A 17700-nucleotide genomic window follows, 5' to 3' on the forward strand; every position below is an offset into this window, starting at 1 on the left:
TGGATGATTAAAGCAAACAAAAACCAAGGCACCTGTTCGAAGGTGCCTTGGTTTTTCACGTTCTGCGGATTCGGATTCCTTTTAGTATGGTGTATAATCAACGTTTGGCGTGTATTTGTTGCTGGCATTCCAGAGAAGGAATTCATGAATTCCTTGGGAGTGCAACCCGCGAATTTGGTCTTCAATTTCTTTCTTGCCATATACTTTATAATTGCCAGTTCCAAGCCAAGCTGCGGTAAAATCTTGAAGCCATGGCCTGGAAATAGGAGGGTTACTTAACTTTTCTAATCGGCCCTTTTCTACCTTCGCGTATTCTTTGATAAGCTGATAGGGCTGCAAATCAGGTTTCTTTATTCCAAAAATCCCTGTCCAATGACTTGGATAGATCATAGCGGAAATAACATCCACATATTTGGCAATTTTAGAGAAATTTTGCCCAATACCGGGTGCTTCCGGAATGACAGTAGCGTTACCGAAAACATCTACTGATACTTTAACATGATAAGGTCTTAACTTTTCCGAAGCGTACTTTACAAAACTTGATACAGCTGCAATTCGATTTTGTCCATTCTTGGAAGGAAAGGTACCCTGTTCGAAGCTAAGCTGTTTTTCAAAGGTTTCAAACTTCTCCGGAAAACGGACATAGTCAAATTGAATTTCTTTAAACCCCATGTTGGCGGCAATGATGGCAACCCCAATATTATAGTCCCAAACCTCTTTCAAAAATGGATTGGTGAAGGAATCTCCCCGTGCGTTTTTCCAAATTCCATTTGACGTTCTATAGGTGAGGCTAGGAGATTTTTTTGCCAGTACACTGTCTTTAAAGACAACAATCCTCGCAATTGGAAAAATTCCGTTGGTTTTTAATGTATCCATTAATCCTTTCGGGTCTTTAATATAAGGCTTGCTGATCGAAAAATAGGGTGAGTTTTTTGGTGGGAGAAAGGTCATATTACCGTAATCATCTTTAACATCTATGACCATAGCATTTAACTCTGTTTGGTTAACGAATGAAAGCAGTTTTTGAAACCTTTGGCCGCCTGTATTTTCAGCCTTTACATAAATCCCGCGAATCGGCTGTTGTGTACCTAGTAGATTTACAGCGGATTTCTTGGCGAAAATTTCGTTTGGGACGGGATATAGCGAAAGGGTAAATATAACGATAATAGAAAGCAAAATTCTTTGCATCGGTCCACTCCTCCTCAATCATCTTGCTTTTATCGTTCTCCGTTGTAACCATATTCATTCTAAGTGGAAGTATTAAAAAATCCCCACAAGCATTAAACTTGTAGGGACTTAAGATCATTTTATTAAATAGATGCTAGTTCTTTTTCTAATGCATCTTCTACTGTTACAAAGTCATACCCAAGATCTTTTGCAACTGCTTCGTACGTAATTTCACCGTTTGCAACGTTTACGCCAAGCTTTAAGGCATGATTTTCAACAATAGCTTTGAATACACCTTTGTTAGCAATTTGAAGGGCATATGGAACTGTAACATTTGTTAAAGCAATAGTTGAAGTTCTAGGAACCGCACCAGGCATGTTTGCAACAGAATAATGAACCACACCGTGCTTAACAAAAGTAGGGTTGTCATGTGTTGTTACATGGTCGCTGGTTTCAACAATACCACCTTGGTCAATCGCAACGTCAACGATGACAGAACCAGGCTTCATGGCTTTTACCATTTCCTCAGTAACAAGCTTAGGAGCCTTCGCACCTGGAATTAATACTGCACCGATTAAAAGGTCAGCCTCACTAACGGCCTCAGCAATGTTAAATGGATTGGACATTAAAGTTTTCACTTGGTTTCCAAAAATATCATCTAATTGACGTAAGCGGTCTGCACTTAAATCAATGATGGTTACATCTGCACCTAAACCAACAGCCATTTTAGCTGCGTTGATTCCAACAACTCCGCCGCCAATGATGGTAACCTTACCGCGGTTAACCCCAGGAACACCTGCAAGAAGGATACCTTGGCCGCCGTAGAATTTTTGCAAGAATTGTGCCCCGATTTGTGCAGCCATACGTCCTGCAACTTCACTCATTGGTGTAAGCAATGGAAGAGTTCTGTTAACTTCTACTGTTTCATATGCGATCGCAATTACACCGCTATCTTTAAGCGCTTTTGCTAATGGCGGCTCAGCAGCTAAGTGTAAATAGGTGAAAAGAATTAAACCTTGGCGGAAGTATTTATATTCACTTGCTAAAGGCTCTTTAACCTTCATGATCATTTGTGCTTTTCCCCAAACTTGGTCAGCGCTATCAATAATTTCAGCGCCAGCTTTTGCATAATCTTCATTGGAGAAACCGCTTCCAATTCCAGCGTCTTTTTCAACTAATACAGTATGACCTGCATTTAAAAATGAAACAACCCCAGCTGGTGTAAGCGCAACCCTGTTTTCATTGTTTTTAATTTCCTTAGGTACTCCAATAAACATTCTATAAATCCCCCTTAAAAACTTAGGTTATTTTTGCTCTGGTTTTAGTATAGAATGTTTGATAAATTTTTTCTTTGTGGAGAAAGGAGAAATATTTTTCTCCTTTTTGTTGATTTTCACAAACGGTGATATTTTTCTAATTTTAAATCTATAAATAAGAGTATTTTCTGATTGGGATCTTTAAAATTAACCTCTCCAATTTCGGCAATCCTCTTCAATCGATAATTTAATGTATTCGCGTGAACATTTAATTCCTTTGCAGCATCTGCAATATTCGTGTCGTTATTTAGAAAAACCTCCAGGGTTTCCACTAGATTGCTGTTGTGCTTTTGGTCATAGTTATGAAGGGATTTTAACGAGTGGTTTTCATATTCCTCTTTTTTTCTCTTCTCTAAAAGGACATCGAAAAATTGGTAAATCCCCAGTTGTTGATAATGGAAGATATCTTTGGTTTCAAATGGAAATTTTTCTTTGATCGATAAAACCTTTAATGTTTCTTGATAGGTTTTCCCAATCTTGCCATAATCATCATAGATACTGCTGAAAACAGGGGTAATATTCTGAATGTTATAACGTTCATTCATTTTCCGCACAAATGATTGAGCAAAATGGTCTATTTCCTCCAGCGGTCGTTCGTTTTTTGATGCGGATACTAGCAGTATGAGCTGGTTACAATCAATTGTATATAGCATAATGGTTAAGCGCTGGCTTGTTTTCAGCAGATAAGAAATGGATTGCTCCTCTTTTCGGGTAATGTTGTGCTGAAATTGAAAAACAAGGACAGCGTAGGAAGGGGAAGGAGTAATTTTTAAGGTCTGGAAATTCTGAATGATTTCTTCTTTAACCGTTAAATGACCCGTTAATAATCTCCAAAAGAATTCTTGAAAATGCTCGCCTTTTTTATTTTTTCTTGTCTGTAATTGCAGTAATTTATTTTTTACAGCAGCGGCAGCTTTTTTGAGCAAGCCAAAATCCTTGTCGGTCAAGGTCTTATCAATTTCAATCGCCCAAATAAAGCCTAGGACTTCTTCTTGTTTCCAGATTGAAATGGCTACCCTGTCACTGAGTCCAATATCGTCCATACTTTTTACACGGATGGGCTGGTCAGTATTTAACAGAGCAGGGATGGTCCCTTCTTTCCATAATTGATTAATTACTTTTTCGGGAACTCTTCTGCCAATAATTGTAGAAATTCGTGCCGGATCCGTTCTTTCGTCATGGGTACTATAGGCTAGCAGCCGATGGTTGGAATCTTCAATTGTAATTGGGCATTGAAGCACTTGACTGATTAGATCGGCAAACTCATCTAAACTATCAAATTCAGCCCTAAAAGGATCATTTAATAAAGAATTCAAGAGATTTCCCCCCATATGGTAGAAACAATTTAATAGATGTATTTTGTTTAAATATACAAAATGACAACCAAAAATTCTAGTTTTTACACAAAAGAAATAAATAGTAATAATGTTAAAATAATTTTAGGTATTTGCAAAAGTAAAAAATATTTGTATAATTGTAAAATGTAAGCGTTAACAGTATTAGGGTAGGGGGGTGAATACATTTACTGAGAACGAATTTTTTCTTTTGGAGCATAGAAATTATATAATATTATTACTATATTAATAAAGATAATTAACTAGTGAAATCCACCAATAGAATTACGTTGCTTTTGGAAGTTATTAAAAAGAGGAGATGAAATTATGAGTAAAAACCCTCAAGGAAAAGACCTTCATCGTGGTTTGGAAGAAAGACATATTAATTTAATGTCTCTAGGAGCTGCAATCGGGGTAGGATTATTCCTCGGTTCGGCAACAGCCATAAAAATGGCGGGTCCTGGAATTATTCTTGGATATGGATTTAGTGGATTAATCATGTTTTTTATCATGCGTGCTTTAGGGGAAATGGCCATTCAAAAACCTGTGGCAGGATCATTTAGTAAATATGCACGAGATTATTTGGGACCTCTTGCGGGGTACATAACTGGCTGGAATTATTGGTTCTTATGGGTTGTAACCTGTATGGCAGAGATTACAGCGGTCGGAGTTTATATGAAATATTGGTTTCCCGGGACTCCGGGGTGGATTTGGGCATTGGCCGCACTGGTCATCATGGCAACTGTCAATTTCCTTGCGGTAAAAGCCTATGGCGAACTGGAATTTTGGTTTGCACTTATTAAAATTGTCACCATTTGTTTAATGATTGTTGTCGGATTAGGAATGATTTTCTTTGGAATAGGTAATGGCGGGATCGCCACAGGAATACAGAATTTATGGAATCATGGCGGATTTTTCCCACATGGTTTAAAAGGAATCCTAATGTCATTGCAAATGGTCATGTTTGCTTACTTAGGAATTGAAATGATCGGGGTTACAGCAGGAGAGGTTAAGAACCCGGAAAAGACGATTGCAAGAGCGATTGATTCTGTTTTCTGGCGTATCTTGATTTTCTATGTGGGTGCACTATTTGTTATCATGTCCATTTATCCTTGGCAGGAAATCGGAACAAAGGGCAGCCCGTTCGTATTAACTTTCGAACAAATTGGAATTAAGGGGGCAGCTGGAATTATTAACTTTGTTGTCCTTACTGCTGCTCTTTCTTCATGTAATAGTGGAATCTTTAGTACGGCAAGAATGTTGTTTGACCTAGCGAAGCATGGTGAGGCACCGGAGAAGTTCGGAAAAGTTACGAAGACAGGCGTTCCTGGTTTGGCTATTATTGCGTCAGCCGTTGTTTTATTATTAGGTGTAGTCTTAAACTATGTTGTACCTGCAAAGGTATTTACATGGGTAACAAGTATTGCCACCTTCTCTGCTATTTGGACTTGGGCAGTAATTCTAATCTCCCAGCTCAGTCACCGCAAACATATGAAGCCGGAGGAACAGAAGCACCTGAAATATAAGCTGCCGCTATACCCGCTATCGTCTTATCTTTCACTGGCTTTCTTAGTATTTGTTGTAGGAATTATGGCAATCAATCCAGATCAAAGGATCGCCGTAATCGTGGGACCAATCTTTATTGGAATCCTGATTGCTACCTACTATTTAAAAGGGTTTCACAAAAGAAATACAAATCAAATGAATAGTAAAAATCAAGCTAGCTAAGCTTAAAATGGGGTCCAGTTTTGGACCCCATTTTTTAATGTTTCTAAATAAATTAGACTGATTTATTTATTTTAACAAATACTAACCTCGACTAAATGAAGGAGGTCATGTGATGAAGAAACTTACAGTTTTATTGGCAACAGCTGCCCTATCCATTTCGCTTTTTGGAGTAAATGCTAAAGCCCAGAATGTTGCCAATCCTACCGCTGCACTGCAAGACCAAAATACAATGTCCGTCCTTTGGTTTCAAAAAGCCGGTGAAGCAAAAGCATTGTATTATCAAGGCTATAATGTTGGGAAAATGAGATTAGCTGAAATCCTAAAGAAGAAACCAAAGAATAAGGCTTTAAAGCGAGCTGTTGTATTAGATATTGATGAAACGATTTTGGATAACAGTCCTTACCAGGCATGGAATGTGGTTTCAGGAAAAGCCTATCCATTAAATTGGAATGAGTGGATTAATAGCGCACAAGCAAAACCGCTGCCAGGAGCAATCAATTTCCTGAAATATGCAAATTCAAAGGGTGTAGAAATATACTACATATCAAACCGGACCGAAGCCCAAAAGGAAGCAACGATTAAAAATTTACAAAAAGTTGGTGCACCGCAAGCAGATGCAGCACATGTTTTGTTAAAGCAGCCTGGGGAAAAAGGGAAAGAGACACGCCGCAAACAAGTAGCGAAAACACATGAAATTGTTTTATTATTTGGTGATAACTTGGGGGATTTTAGCGGTTTCGATGATTTATCGGTTCCTGAAAGACTCCAGGCAGTAGACAAACATCGTAATGAATTTGGTAAGAAGTTGATTGTTTTCCCTAATCCAATGTACGGAGACTGGGAAGGAGCGATTTATAACTATGATTTCAGTAAATCAGATGTGGAGAAAGCGAAGCTGAGAAAAGAAGGACTTGTCCCATACCAGCCATAAATAAACCGCAGCCAACGAAAAGTTGGCTGTATTATTTTGTGATTCCAGTTTTTTTCGTTGGACGATAGTTATTAATGAGAGTATAGTAGTTTCCATGAGTTTATATCACCTACTTGTTAAGTGTTCTATCAAGGAGGCCTTTCATGGATCGATTATTGCAATTAAATACGATTTTTATCAGTATTGTTATTGAAGCTATCCCTTTTATTATTGTTGGGGCTTTTGTTTCAGCACTGATTGAAGTTTTTATTTCTGAAAATATGATTGTTCGAATCATGCCTAAAAATCGAATACTATCTGTCATTACTGCTAGTTTAATAGGGGCTTTATTCCCCGGTTGTGAATGCGGAATTGTTCCAATCACGGCACGCTTAATAAAAAAGGGGGTTGCTCCTTATTCGGCTATTTCATTTATGCTTTCCGCACCGATTATTAACCCGATTGTTCTTTTTGCAACATTTATCGCATTCGGTGATAGTTGGACGATGGTTTGGTACCGAGCAGGTTTGGCGATTGGTGTTTCCATTTTAGTTGGTATCATCCTATCTTTTTTCTATAAAGAAAGCCCGTTAAAAATGAATCATGTTGAACATGTACATGACCATTCTCATCAAAATACAAAACAAAAACTGATTAGTGTGATCACCCATACAATTGATGAATTTTTAAGCGTAGGAAAATTTCTTGTTATGGGTGCATTAATTGCTTCTGCAATGCAAGTCTATATCCCAACGAAGATCCTTGTTACATTAGGGCATACGAAAATTACTGCCTCATTAATTATGATGGCATTAGCTTTCATTTTATCGATTTGTTCAGAAGCAGATGCATTTGTAGCTTCCTCTTTTCGAAATAGCTTCGGACAAAGTTCAATTGTTGCCTTTTTAGTCTTTGGGGCAATGGTAGATATCAAGAACCTGCTGATGATGTTTGATTCCTTTAAACCGAAATTTGTGATGCTTTTAGTTTCGTTAATTTCAGCGTTGGTATTCGTTGGTTCACTGCTTTTGTAAAGGATGTGGGATAATTGTATCGAATTGTGATTTTATTGCTTTTCACTAACCTATTTTTTATGTTGCACTCAACGGGAAACATCTCAAAATATATAAACCAAAAATATTCTTTCCTTTCATATAGTATGATCTACGTTTTATTTTTCTTGACCATTGTTGAAGGGATTCGTTGGTATTTTGCAAGTAAGAAAAATGAGATGGAACATCAACATAATTGTGATTGTCATCATGACCATGACCACCATCATCATGGGTACAGAGAGGGCACCGAGAAAAAGTTCACTAAGAAAAAAATTAAAAAAATCTTGGGGTATACTTTTGTATTAATCCCTGCAATATCAGGTGTTGTTTTGCCTGTTGCTACTCTTGACTCCCAGCTAGTGGATGCAAAGGGATTTTCATTCCCTGCATTAGAGGATGGAAATGACCAATACGGGACCCACCAAGTTCTAAACCCTGATATGAGCAAATTCATGAATCAGGGCGACTTTCAAGATTTAGTCCACAAGGAGTCTAAATCCTATGTTGGAAAAAATAATATTGCTTTAACAGATAAAGACTTTTTAGTCGGATTAGAAGTTATTTATAATTTTCCAGGGACTTTTGCGGGAAAAACGATCACAATGAAAGGATTTTCTTATAACGGCCCTGGATTACAACCAAATCAACTATTCTTACTTCGATTTGGGATTATTCACTGTGTAGCAGACTCTGGAGCTTTTGGAATGTTGATTCAATTCCCTAAAAACATACACATTCCAAATGACCAGTGGTACCAGGTAACTGGAACTATGGATACAGTTTTTTATCAACCGATGAAAATGAAAATTCCTGTTTTAAAAGTGACGAGCTATAAAACCATCCCAAAACCAAATGACCCTTACGTTTACAGAAACAGTTTGAATTAGGAAGAATAGTTCTAGGCCCTCTGGGGTCTTTTTTTGTATAATCTAGTAACCAACAAAAGTAAAATAAGCGGAGATTTTTCGGTTACATGTAGAATGGAGCTCATTTCGGGGTAAATAAGGGAAGATTTTCCGATTATGCAAGCAAAATCTCCCCTTTTCGAATTTTTCGAGTCAATAGGCGAAATCTCTCCGTCTATTTAAGTCGTTTTTAATAATAATTACTAAATAGGTTAATTTTTTCCATCTATTTATCAGCTCGGGTGCTTCTTTTCCTTTACACAAAAGACCCCCACCATCAGGAAGGGGATTCACAAGTTTATTGTATTGTCTTGGATCTCTCTCAACCGCTTAACGTCTTCTTTAGGTGGTAAGCCAAACATACGCGAGTATTCACGGCTAAATTGTGATGGACTTTCATAGCCAACCTGGAATGCAACATCTGCTGCATCGTCTGATTCGGATAACAACAGGCTTCGAGCTTCCTGTAGTCTCAGTTGTTTTTGGAATTGAATGGGGCTCATTGCGGTTACCTCTTTAAAGTGCCGATGTAGTGAAGAAACACTCATATTTGCTATTTCCGCAAGTTCCTCAATCTTAAAAGATTTTTCATAGTTATTCATGATATGTTGAATCACGTCACTGATTTGATTTGTGGAACTTCCTTCTATTGCTATTTGTTTTAACATTCCTCCATGTTCTCCTTGCAGAACCCTATAAATGATTTCTTTCCTAATTAGAGGAGCAAGTACCTTGATATCTTTCGGAGTATCTAGCAAACGAGCTAATCTTGTTACTGCATCTAGCAAAAAAAGCTCTATTTTGCTGACATACATACCTCGTTTAGCATTTTCTTTCTTTTCAATTCTCATTAGGAATTCACGTAACACCTCCAATATTTCACTCGGAGTGAATTCAAGTTTGAGAGCCAGATAAGGAACTTCAGAAGTGGCTTCCGTAACTTGTCCGGTAATTGGCAGATTAACGGATGCAACAAGGTAATCGGCAGGACCGTACCTGAAGCGCTCCTGTGAAAGCAATACCTCCTTCATCCCTTGAACGACAATGCATAGGGAAGGCTTGTGAACTCCGTAATTTGGTCCAGTTTCATTAGAGTAACGGGAGAAAAATAAAGACGGAATAGCAGTCATTTGAGTACCGTCCTGTCCTGTGTGAATCTCTATGATTTTGGCGAGTTCAACTCTTTGTCTATATAATTGTTCAAACATAAAATCCTCCTTTGTTTTCTTCATCCGTTGGTCCCATTATAAGGCTAATTTACTTTCTGCGTAAATGGTTGTGAGAGGATTATGCAATCATTTGACAGGATTGTGATACCAGTCGTATTTTCATATGTTGCATAATGAGAATGCAAGTTATTGCACATCTTTATTTTCAACCTTTAATAAAAAAGAAAGGAAGATAAAATATGCAAAAACGTATGTTAGGAAATAGCGGCATAGAAGTTTCTGCTATAGGTCTTGGCTGTATGGGAATGAGTCATGGTTATGGTCCGGCATCGGACAAGAAAGAGATGATTTCGCTGATTCATGCAGCAATTGACCAAGGTGTTACTTTCTTCGACACCGCAGAAGTTTATGGTCCATATGTGAATGAGGAGTTGGTTGGTGAAGCGCTTCAACCTTTCAAAGGGAAAGTGGTCATTGCCACTAAATTCGGTATCCAAATGGAAAATGGCAAGCAGGTGCTTGATAGTAAGCCGGAAACTATTCGGCAATCAGTTGAAGGCTCGCTAAATCGCCTAAAAGTTGACACCATTGATCTCTACTATCAGCATCGGGTTGATCCAAATGTGCCGATTGAGGAAGTAGCTGGCGTTGTACAAGACCTAATCAAGGAAGGTAAGCTTAAACATTGGGGGCTTTCTGAAGCAGGTGTGGAAACGATTCGCCGCGCACATGCGGTTCAGCCTTTGACTGCAATTCAAAGTGAATACTCCATGATGTGGAGAAAACCTGAAGAACAACTGTTGCCTACTCTTGAAGAACTTGGAATCGGATTTGTGCCGTTTAGCCCTCTGGGCAAGGGCTTCCTTACCGGAAAAATTGATAAAAATGCAACATTCGTTAGCTCCGATTTTCGCAGTATTGTTCCTCGCTTCAAACCGGAAAATATCGAAGCTAATCAGATATTGGTTGAACTGATAAAGAAGATTGCAGTGGGTAAAAATGCAACTCCGGCTCAAATCGCATTAGCATGGGTACTTGCTCAGAAGGCATGGATTGTTCCGATTCCCGGTACAAGGAAACTGGATCGTCTGGAAGAAAATCTTGGCGCAGCAAAAGTTGAGCTGACAGCTGAAGAACTACATGATTTGAACGGCGCACTATCAAAGATTGAAATTTCAGGAGAGCGGTACCCGGCAGAATACGCAAATAGAGTGGATAAATAAAAGATACTCAAAATAAACAGGAGGAATTTTTTATGCAAAAAGTTATTTTAAACAATGGTGTTGAAATGCCGATACTCGGTTTTGGTGTTTTTCAAATTCAAGATGAAAAAGAATGTGAACAAGCGGTTTATGACGCGATTATGGCAGGCTATCGTTTGATTGACACAGCTGCCTCTTATCTTAATGAAAAAGCAGTCGGCAGAGCCATCAAGCGCAGTGGTGTACCAAGAGAGGAATTGTTTATAACAACCAAACTTTGGGTTCAGGATACTGGTTATGAGAAGACAAAGAAAGCATTCGAAAGATCACTGGATAGACTGCAATTGGATTATTTAGATTTGTATTTAATTCATCAGCCATTTGGAGATGTTTACGGTTCATGGTATGCGATGGAGGAATTGTACCGCGAAGGTAAGATTAAAGCAATTGGCGTTAGCAATTTCTATCCGGATCGTCTGACCGATTTCATTATTCATAATGAAATTGTTCCTGCTGTAAACCAGGTTGAAACGCATCCTTTCAACCAACAAATAGAAAGTGCTAAATTGATGAAAGAGAATAATGTTCAAATCGAGTCTTGGGGACCGTTTGCTGAAGGAAAAAATAACATGTTCCAAAACGAAATTCTAGTATCAATAGCCGAAAAGCATAATAAATCCGTTGCCCAGGTGGTTTTGCGTTGGTTAACACAAAGAGGCGTGGTTGTGATTCCAAAGTCTGTTCGTAAGGAAAGAATCATCGAAAACTTCAATATCTTTGACTTTGAATTAAGCCAAGATGATATGGAGAAAATTGCTACCTTAGATACGAAACAAAGCTTGTTCTTTTCACATCAAGACCCTGAAATGGTGAAATGGATCGGGACGCGTAAACTTGATATTTAATGCTAAATACAATGCTAGCAACGGGCAGTATTCGTATTTTATATACTCAGCACAAGATAAAAGCTATCTTTCCCTTAATGAAAAGATAGCTTTTATCCTTATTTTACTTGCTGGAAAACATAATCATGTCTTTACTCATTTTTTTGTTTTCAGTATTGACCTAACTTTTACTTTTCGCAAAGCATATTTTCTTATTCTTCCACAGGATCTTTAGGTCCGTTAAGTTCTAATTGATAAAAAGCTAAGTCAAGCCATCTATTGAATTTAAAACCTGCCTTTCTTATTGTACCAGAATGAACAAAGCCAAAGTTTTTATGCATGGCAATGCTTTTTTCATTCGCCGCATCAATTCCAGCAATTAAGGTCATATACTCTCTTTCCTTGGCAATAGCGATTAATTCTTCCATTAAAGAGGTCCCAATTCCTTTTTTTCTGTATTCCTTATCAACATAAACAGAATGTTCAATTGAATATTTATAAGCGGGCCATGCTCTAAAAGGACCGAATGTCGCAAATCCAACCACTTTATTTTCTTGTTCACATACTAATATTGGAAAACCCTCATCCATCTTTTGTTCAAACCAAATTTGCCTGCTTTCAAGCGTTTGGGGTTTATATGAGTAAACAGCAGTAGTATTGAGAATGGCATCATTATAGATATGTAAAATGTCCACCAAATCTTTTTGAGTTGCTTCTCTGATCAATTTTTTTCTTCCTTTCAAAATAAATTTTTCTTCCTATATCTGATTTTAGATTGTTCCATGCAAAACGTAAAATTGAACTTTTTAACCGTTTGCTATAGGATAAAGTTATAGCAAAAGATCCAACAAAATCAGTTAAGGTAAGGTGAGTACATGTCACCCCAACAACTTCGATACATTGTGGAGATTGCCAAGCATAATTCTATTAGTCAAGCTGCTTCTGCACTTTTCGTAACACAGCCGAGTATCAGCAAAGCAGTGCGTGAACTCGAAACAGAGTTAGGGATTACCATTCTTGATAGAACGAATAAAGGCGTTGTCTTCACAAAAGAGGGCACAGAGTTATTATTTTACGCAAAAAAGCTTCTCGAACAAATGGAGTCTGTTGTCCATCATTTTAACAAAGAGAAAACAATAAACTTAACAAAGTTTTCTATTTCATCTCAACATTATGGTTTCGCTATAGAGGCTGTTGCAAATTTAATGGATTATTTTGCCGAGCGGAATTATGAGCTGGCGATTCGAGAGGGTAAGACAACTGATGTGATTGATGATGTGTATGCAAGCAGGAGTATTCTTGGAATCTTATCTCTGACCGAATTAAATAAACATTTTTTTGAGCGTTATTTTACCTCAAAGTTACTTACGTTTACTCCCCTTGCTTCATTGAAACAGCATGTGTTTCTACGAAAAGAGCACCCTCTGGCTCATCTCAAAAGCATTACCTTGGAACAGTTAAGGGACTATCCTTTTCTGACCTATCAGCAGGACGATATGTTGCTACATTTTGCTGAAGAAGCCCTGAATGTAGACAATATCGGGAAACTAGTCTATCTCAAGGATAGAGGGGCAATGAATAATCTCCTATCAAATACAGATAGCTACAATTTAGGAACAGGCTTTATCGTGAATAATTACATGAACTCCAATATTATCTCTATTCCTTTGGAAGGAGGCAATCTGATTCAAGTGGGCTTGGTGAAACGAAAAAATGTGTTTTTGTCAGAAGAGGTTCTAATATATATTGATTTTTTAAAATTAGCATTAGAAAAATCTATGCCGAAGGAAATGTAAAGTAAGCGTAGGTTTGGCACTCTGCGGTTGTTTATCCATGCTATATATAATAGGTTCAATTAAAGTGAGATAAATCGTTTTGTTTCATACCGAAATAGTGGTAAGCTTTTAGTGAGATAGGCAAAATGTTTTAAAAGGGAGATTATCATGAAAAAAATAATCATTGGATTAGCACTATTATTAGGGCTGCTTGCGGGCTGTTCGAATCAAAGTGGGTCTAATACCAATAACAGTAACGAGCCACCGCAGGTGGTAGAGGTTGCTATCAAGTTTGTTCCGGAAAATATAACTACAAATGAAAAAGCAAAAATAGAAGCGGTTGTCACACAAGGGAAAGATAAAGTATCAGATGCGGATGAAGTAAAATTTGAAATTTGGAAGTCAGGTCAGGACAAACATGAGATGATTAAGGCCAGTAATGAAGGGAAAGGGATCTACTCGATTACAAAAACCTTCAAGGACGAGGGACAATACTATGTTACCGCTCATGTAACGGCAAGAGATATGCATACCATGCCAAATCAAAAATTTACAGTGGAAAAATAAAATTTCAAAAGGGCTGCCGGTAAATTGGAACCGGAGCCCTTTTTTATAATCAGGAAAATTAAATTAGTTCATTATTACTTTCTAAGATTTTTTAAAATATTGATGGCGAAGAGGATAATCCCTAATACCATTAACGTACCCCCGGTTGCTACTGCAGGAGCCGCTGCTGTTGTGCCCGAAACCAAGAAGGCAAGACCAATCATCATAATCGGCAGGCTGATATTATGAAGCCAAAAGTGGACTTTTGCCAATGTCGTTTCTGCTGCAGCTGGAAAGGCAACATAAATAAGACCCGCTAATGCCATTGACATCCATCCGAGTAAATTAATGTGGACGTGAACAGGTGTGAAGTCAAACTTTTCCGTCATGGACATATACATTCCAATGCAAACCCCAATGACAAAATACACAACAGAGATTTTGATAAACTTAATCCCCATTCTTCATCCCCCTTTTTACTTAAAAATAATGACTACAGTAGTAAATATGACTTAAAAATTCGAAAAAGAACTGACAAATGTCATGGACAAAATTGATTTTTTTATAGGTAAAATTTATCCCCAAATAAAAAAGCTGCCTTTTGGTTCAAGGCAGCATTTCAAATTAAAAAAGCATTCTCAAGCTAACTAAAATAAGCCCAATTAAGAATCCGCAAACCGCTCCATTTACGCGAATCCATTGCAGATCTTTACCTACATTTGTTTCAATCATGTTAATCAGCGTTTTATCATCTAATTTTTCAAGGTTTTCTTCAACTAGTTTCCCGATTTTTGAATGATTTTTATCAACGAAGATGGAAATTTGTTTCCTAATCCAGTTTTCTGCTTGTTCGATTTTTTCTTGATTTGATTTAAAATCATTTAATAAATGGGTTATAAACGGTAAAAGGTACGTATTAAAAAAGCTGGGGTCATGAATAAAATCGATTGCCTTTTGCTTAAATTGTTGAAGAAAAGAAACAATCTTTTCTTCCGGCTCCCATCCCGATACTAGTTTTTCCTTTAAATTATTTAGTTCAGCTATCAAATTTTCATCGCTTTTGATATTTTGCAGTTTATCGTTTAATGACATTAGGAGTGTGACTCGATTTTGATTATAAGGATCCCGAAAACTATCTACGCCTTTTTGAATAAGGTTTTGAATGATATTACCCAACTTTTCTTCATTAACCAGATTACTAAACGACTTTAATGCAAATTGCATAAAACCATCAGCTTTAATATTTTCGATTGCCTCAACTGCCATTCTCCCCAAGCGGTCCTTTGTGGTATCTTTTCCGGCCCATTCATCAACTTCATTTAAAATATAATCAAGAGCTTTTTCATCATATTTTCGTTTTGTTAATTCATCGATGATAACCGGAAGGTAGACTCCCATATCCAAACGGTTTATCAGCAGTTTAACTTCTTTTTCCACCAGAGGCGCTATTTTTTCGACCTTCACTTTTTCAATTAAATAGTGAATCCCATTAATGATATTCTTTCGAGCTGGAGCTGTTTCCAGTTCTCTTTCGGCAATGCCTACTAGTTTTTCCATGAAGGGAATGACGGCAACTTTTTTACGAATACTTTCCTTTGTCAGCCAGTCATTTTCAAGCATGGAGATTATTGCGGCGATAATTCTTTTCCTGTTTTTCGGCAGTAATGCTGTATGTGGGATCGGAATCCCTAATGGGTGCCGAAAAAGGGCGGTAACAGCAAACCAGTCGGCAAGACCGCCCACTAATCCCGCTTCGAAGCCGCCTTGGAGCAGCATGCCCCAAATCGAAGATTGTAATGGAATGGTCGCCACAAAACCAACTGCCATTATAATAAGTGATATGGTTGCTAACCGCTGTGATTTTTTCTTGCGTGTGAACATTTTATAACTCCTTCATCTTTAACCTAAATATTGTCTTCTAAAGCTATTATCTCAATAAAGCTATAAAATGCAATTTTCAAGCATAAAAAGCCGAAAAACTCCTCTTATTATTAAGAGGAGCTGCCTGATTCCGGTTTTACATGTGTAATCAAGCCGTCCAGTTTCGTGATATAGAATTGTATGTCCGGAATCTCTTTCAGATAGTGGTGCTCAAGTAATTGATAATAATTAACCCGCCGCTCAGCGTCAAACTTTAGCATTGGATATTCTTTATGTTCTTTTACATATTGATCAACAGCTTTTTGAACAAGATCCATCACTGGTGGGATATGTTTTTCGCTTTCTTCAAATAAATCATAGGTTTCCTTGGACATATAAACATTTCTTGAAGGAGTTCCTCCCAAAATAGGGGCGATGTGTTTATGATCGATACTGTGGTCATCACGAACAAGTATGGTCCGGTAAACACCTTTCGGTAATTGATCAGAAAACTTTCTCACAGCCTGACGGATTTCCTCAAGCGTTACATCAATAGATGGGAATTGGGTAATATCATTATCTCTTAGAGTTTTCGCCTGTTTTTTGCCGGTCAAACTCTTAATAAATCCAATAATCCCGATAAATATAAGGATTCCAACAATAAAGATTAATAATTTCATCTTATCACCCCTCTATAGTATATTATAGTTTAAAAATTGTTATAGCCTTCAAATGATTTTTTCAGTAAATTGGATATAAGCGATTTTTTTAAGGCAGGTGATCTCAAATGAAGATACTAGTGGTAGAAGATAACGAGAGTGTATGCAGTATGATTGAGATGTTTTTTATGAAGGAAGGCTATAAAGGGGAATTTGTACATAATGGTCTGGAAGGGTACGACCGCTTCCGCGCAGGCGATTGGGATTTACTCATTCTTGATTGGATGCTCCCTGGAATGGATGGGGTAAGTCTTTGCAAGAAAATTAGAGAGGTAAGCAATGTCCCGATCATCCTTTTAACGGCAAAGGATACAGAATCCGATCAGGTATTGGGATTGGAAATGGGGGCTGATGATTATGTTACCAAACCTTTTAGTCCGCTTACCTTAATGGCAAGAATAAAAGCAGTCTCTAGAAGGTTCAAACAGGATATTAGCATCCATGAAAGTCCGTACCTAGAAACAGAACATTTCAAGATAAGTAAGGAAACAAGGGAAGCAATCTTAAATGGCGAAAAAGTTACAAGTCTAACACCGAAAGAATTTGATTTATTATTTTTCTTTATCCAAAATCCCCGCCAGGTTTTTTCGCGTGAACAATTATTAGATAAAGTCTGGGGTTATCAATATTATGGGGATGAACGTACGGTGGATGTTCATGTGAAACGATTAAGAAAGAAAATTGGCACAGAGGAACAGCCGTTTATTCACACCATTTGGGGTGTGGGCTATAAATTTGATGAAAACACTAATTAGTTTAAACAAAAGGTATCCGTGAAAATTCATGGATACCTTTTCTATAAGAAGATTAATTCACCATCAAATTGTTCTGTTCTCTGAAGCTTACTTGCAGTTCTTCTAGACGGTCATCTACTGATAAAAGGGTCTGAGTATCTTCAAAAAACCAAACGTCATTTCCTTCGATAAAAAAAGTAATCCCATTAACCTCTTTTGAATATCCTGCATTTGCCGGTATTTCAGCTGAAAAGGCAAGGCTATATCCTTTATGCTTCTGACCAAAGCCGGCATATTGAGGAAACATCCGAATACTGAATGGTTTGTTCATCTCGAATTCCTTAGTAAACCAAGAGGCAGCTTTTTCATCAATTGTTATGAACATATTTTTGCACC

At 37.6% G+C, this 17700-nt stretch carries 18 protein-coding genes; 9 read left to right on the forward strand and 9 right to left on the reverse strand.

The window, feature by feature from the left end; genetic code table 11:
* Positions 1 to 81 precede the first annotated feature (81 nt).
* From ACFQZ9_RS25885 to ACFQZ9_RS25895, 3 genes are all read right to left on the reverse strand, one after another.
* Positions 82 to 1188 (reverse strand): putative glycoside hydrolase, encoded by a 1107-nt coding sequence (locus ACFQZ9_RS25885; RefSeq protein WP_498946284.1) that lies wholly within the window; start codon positions 1186 to 1188, stop codon positions 82 to 84.
* A 122-nt stretch (positions 1189 to 1310) separates the two neighbouring features.
* Positions 1311 to 2444: an alanine dehydrogenase gene (gene ald / locus ACFQZ9_RS25890; RefSeq protein WP_498946286.1), complete on the reverse strand. Its 1134-nt coding sequence runs from the start codon at positions 2442 to 2444 to the stop codon at positions 1311 to 1313.
* Between the two features lie 116 nt (positions 2445 to 2560).
* The gene (locus tag ACFQZ9_RS25895; protein ID WP_498946288.1) at positions 2561 to 3799 is read right to left on the reverse strand and encodes a PucR family transcriptional regulator; all 1239 of its coding nucleotides are present in this window, start codon (positions 3797 to 3799) and stop codon (positions 2561 to 2563) included.
* A 345-nt stretch (positions 3800 to 4144) separates the two neighbouring features.
* Here ACFQZ9_RS25895 and ACFQZ9_RS25900 point away from each other — a divergent pair, with 345 nt between their 5' ends.
* The 4 genes from ACFQZ9_RS25900 to ACFQZ9_RS25915 all read left to right on the forward strand — a co-directional run bounded on the left by ACFQZ9_RS25900 (position 4145) and on the right by ACFQZ9_RS25915 (position 8397).
* The gene (locus ACFQZ9_RS25900) at positions 4145 to 5545 is read left to right on the forward strand and encodes an amino acid permease (protein ID WP_498946289.1); all 1401 of its coding nucleotides are present in this window, start codon (positions 4145 to 4147) and stop codon (positions 5543 to 5545) included.
* Between the two features lie 112 nt (positions 5546 to 5657).
* Positions 5658 to 6476: an HAD family acid phosphatase gene (locus tag ACFQZ9_RS25905; RefSeq protein ID WP_498946291.1), complete on the forward strand. Its 819-nt coding sequence runs from the start codon at positions 5658 to 5660 to the stop codon at positions 6474 to 6476.
* Between the two features lie 143 nt (positions 6477 to 6619).
* Positions 6620 to 7489, forward strand: a complete 870-nt coding sequence (locus tag ACFQZ9_RS25910) for a permease (RefSeq protein ID WP_498946293.1) — start codon at positions 6620 to 6622, stop codon at positions 7487 to 7489.
* A gap of 14 nt (positions 7490 to 7503) precedes the next feature.
* Positions 7504 to 8397, forward strand: a complete 894-nt coding sequence (locus tag ACFQZ9_RS25915) for a TIGR03943 family putative permease subunit (RefSeq protein ID WP_498946295.1) — start codon at positions 7504 to 7506, stop codon at positions 8395 to 8397.
* 308 nt (positions 8398 to 8705) lie between these two features.
* On the opposite strand, the gene ACFQZ9_RS25920 is transcribed toward ACFQZ9_RS25915, so the two are convergent.
* Positions 8706 to 9623 (reverse strand): AraC family transcriptional regulator, encoded by a 918-nt coding sequence (locus tag ACFQZ9_RS25920; RefSeq protein WP_498946296.1) that lies wholly within the window; start codon positions 9621 to 9623, stop codon positions 8706 to 8708.
* 200 nt (positions 9624 to 9823) lie between these two features.
* Here ACFQZ9_RS25920 and ACFQZ9_RS25925 point away from each other — a divergent pair, with 200 nt between their 5' ends.
* Positions 9824 to 10807 (forward strand): aldo/keto reductase, encoded by a 984-nt coding sequence (locus ACFQZ9_RS25925; protein ID WP_498946297.1) that lies wholly within the window; start codon positions 9824 to 9826, stop codon positions 10805 to 10807.
* Positions 10808 to 10839: 32 nt separating this feature from the next.
* Positions 10840 to 11691, forward strand: a complete 852-nt coding sequence (locus tag ACFQZ9_RS25930) for an aldo/keto reductase (RefSeq protein ID WP_498946299.1) — start codon at positions 10840 to 10842, stop codon at positions 11689 to 11691.
* Positions 11692 to 11882: 191 nt separating this feature from the next.
* On the opposite strand, the gene ACFQZ9_RS25935 is transcribed toward ACFQZ9_RS25930, so the two are convergent.
* Positions 11883 to 12395 carry a GNAT family N-acetyltransferase gene (locus tag ACFQZ9_RS25935; RefSeq protein ID WP_198312928.1) on the reverse strand — a complete coding sequence of 171 codons (513 nt, stop codon included), beginning with the start codon at positions 12393 to 12395 and terminating at the stop codon, positions 11883 to 11885.
* A 150-nt stretch (positions 12396 to 12545) separates the two neighbouring features.
* On the opposite strand from ACFQZ9_RS25935, the gene ACFQZ9_RS25940 reads away from it, so the two are divergent.
* Positions 12546 to 13466: a LysR family transcriptional regulator gene (locus ACFQZ9_RS25940; protein WP_498946301.1), complete on the forward strand. Its 921-nt coding sequence runs from the start codon at positions 12546 to 12548 to the stop codon at positions 13464 to 13466.
* 147 nt (positions 13467 to 13613) lie between these two features.
* The gene (locus tag ACFQZ9_RS25945) at positions 13614 to 14012 is read left to right on the forward strand and encodes a FixH family protein (RefSeq protein ID WP_498946303.1); all 399 of its coding nucleotides are present in this window, start codon (positions 13614 to 13616) and stop codon (positions 14010 to 14012) included.
* A gap of 74 nt (positions 14013 to 14086) precedes the next feature.
* Here ACFQZ9_RS25945 and ACFQZ9_RS25950 read toward each other — a convergent pair whose 3' ends face one another.
* The 3 genes from ACFQZ9_RS25950 to ACFQZ9_RS25960 all read right to left on the reverse strand — a co-directional run bounded on the left by ACFQZ9_RS25950 (position 14087) and on the right by ACFQZ9_RS25960 (position 16531).
* Positions 14087 to 14452 carry a cytochrome-c oxidase gene (locus ACFQZ9_RS25950; protein WP_429741047.1) on the reverse strand — a complete coding sequence of 122 codons (366 nt, stop codon included), beginning with the start codon at positions 14450 to 14452 and terminating at the stop codon, positions 14087 to 14089.
* Positions 14453 to 14615: 163 nt separating this feature from the next.
* A complete protein-coding gene (locus ACFQZ9_RS25955; protein WP_498946305.1) occupies positions 14616 to 15872 on the reverse strand; it encodes a DUF445 domain-containing protein in 1257 nt (418 codons plus the stop codon).
* 110 nt (positions 15873 to 15982) lie between these two features.
* Positions 15983 to 16531 carry a DUF3939 domain-containing protein gene (locus ACFQZ9_RS25960; protein ID WP_498946307.1) on the reverse strand — a complete coding sequence of 183 codons (549 nt, stop codon included), beginning with the start codon at positions 16529 to 16531 and terminating at the stop codon, positions 15983 to 15985.
* A gap of 107 nt (positions 16532 to 16638) precedes the next feature.
* On the opposite strand from ACFQZ9_RS25960, the gene ACFQZ9_RS25965 reads away from it, so the two are divergent.
* Entirely contained in the window at positions 16639 to 17325 is a 687-nt protein-coding gene (locus tag ACFQZ9_RS25965; protein WP_198312835.1) for a response regulator transcription factor, read from the forward strand.
* A gap of 52 nt (positions 17326 to 17377) precedes the next feature.
* Here ACFQZ9_RS25965 and ACFQZ9_RS25970 read toward each other — a convergent pair whose 3' ends face one another.
* Positions 17378 to 17689 carry a HesB/YadR/YfhF family protein gene (locus ACFQZ9_RS25970; protein WP_498946308.1) on the reverse strand — a complete coding sequence of 104 codons (312 nt, stop codon included), beginning with the start codon at positions 17687 to 17689 and terminating at the stop codon, positions 17378 to 17380.
* Positions 17690 to 17700: the final 11 nt, after the last annotated feature.

The sequence above is a fragment of the Neobacillus sp. GCM10027624 genome (genome assembly GCF_042675345.1).
Taxonomy (GTDB): domain Bacteria; phylum Bacillota; class Bacilli; order Bacillales; family Cytobacillaceae; genus Neobacillus; species Neobacillus cucumis_D.

Bases quoted from the DNA above. Each gene is read 5' to 3' on its own strand.
- ACFQZ9_RS25885 (WP_498946284.1), bottom strand. From the start codon at position 1,188: ATGCAAAGAATTTTGCTTTCTATTATCGTTATATTTACCCTTTCGCTA.
- ald (WP_498946286.1), bottom strand. From the start codon at position 2,444: ATGTTTATTGGAGTACCTAAGGAAATTAAAAACAATGAAAACAGGGTT.
- ACFQZ9_RS25900 (WP_498946289.1), top strand. From the start codon at position 4,145: ATGAGTAAAAACCCTCAAGGAAAAGACCTTCATCGTGGTTTGGAAGAA.
- ACFQZ9_RS25905 (WP_498946291.1), top strand. From the start codon at position 5,658: ATGAAGAAACTTACAGTTTTATTGGCAACAGCTGCCCTATCCATTTCG.
- ACFQZ9_RS25910 (WP_498946293.1), top strand. From the start codon at position 6,620: ATGGATCGATTATTGCAATTAAATACGATTTTTATCAGTATTGTTATT.
- ACFQZ9_RS25920 (WP_498946296.1), bottom strand. From the start codon at position 9,623: ATGTTTGAACAATTATATAGACAAAGAGTTGAACTCGCCAAAATCATA.
- ACFQZ9_RS25925 (WP_498946297.1), top strand. From the start codon at position 9,824: ATGCAAAAACGTATGTTAGGAAATAGCGGCATAGAAGTTTCTGCTATA.
- ACFQZ9_RS25930 (WP_498946299.1), top strand. From the start codon at position 10,840: ATGCAAAAAGTTATTTTAAACAATGGTGTTGAAATGCCGATACTCGGT.
- ACFQZ9_RS25940 (WP_498946301.1), top strand. From the start codon at position 12,546: ATGTCACCCCAACAACTTCGATACATTGTGGAGATTGCCAAGCATAAT.
- ACFQZ9_RS25945 (WP_498946303.1), top strand. From the start codon at position 13,614: ATGAAAAAAATAATCATTGGATTAGCACTATTATTAGGGCTGCTTGCG.
- ACFQZ9_RS25950 (WP_429741047.1), bottom strand. From the start codon at position 14,452: ATGGGGATTAAGTTTATCAAAATCTCTGTTGTGTATTTTGTCATTGGG.
- ACFQZ9_RS25955 (WP_498946305.1), bottom strand. From the start codon at position 15,872: ATGTTCACACGCAAGAAAAAATCACAGCGGTTAGCAACCATATCACTT.
- ACFQZ9_RS25960 (WP_498946307.1), bottom strand. From the start codon at position 16,531: ATGAAATTATTAATCTTTATTGTTGGAATCCTTATATTTATCGGGATT.
- ACFQZ9_RS25965 (WP_198312835.1), top strand. From the start codon at position 16,639: ATGAAGATACTAGTGGTAGAAGATAACGAGAGTGTATGCAGTATGATT.
- ACFQZ9_RS25970 (WP_498946308.1), bottom strand. From the start codon at position 17,689: ATGTTCATAACAATTGATGAAAAAGCTGCCTCTTGGTTTACTAAGGAA.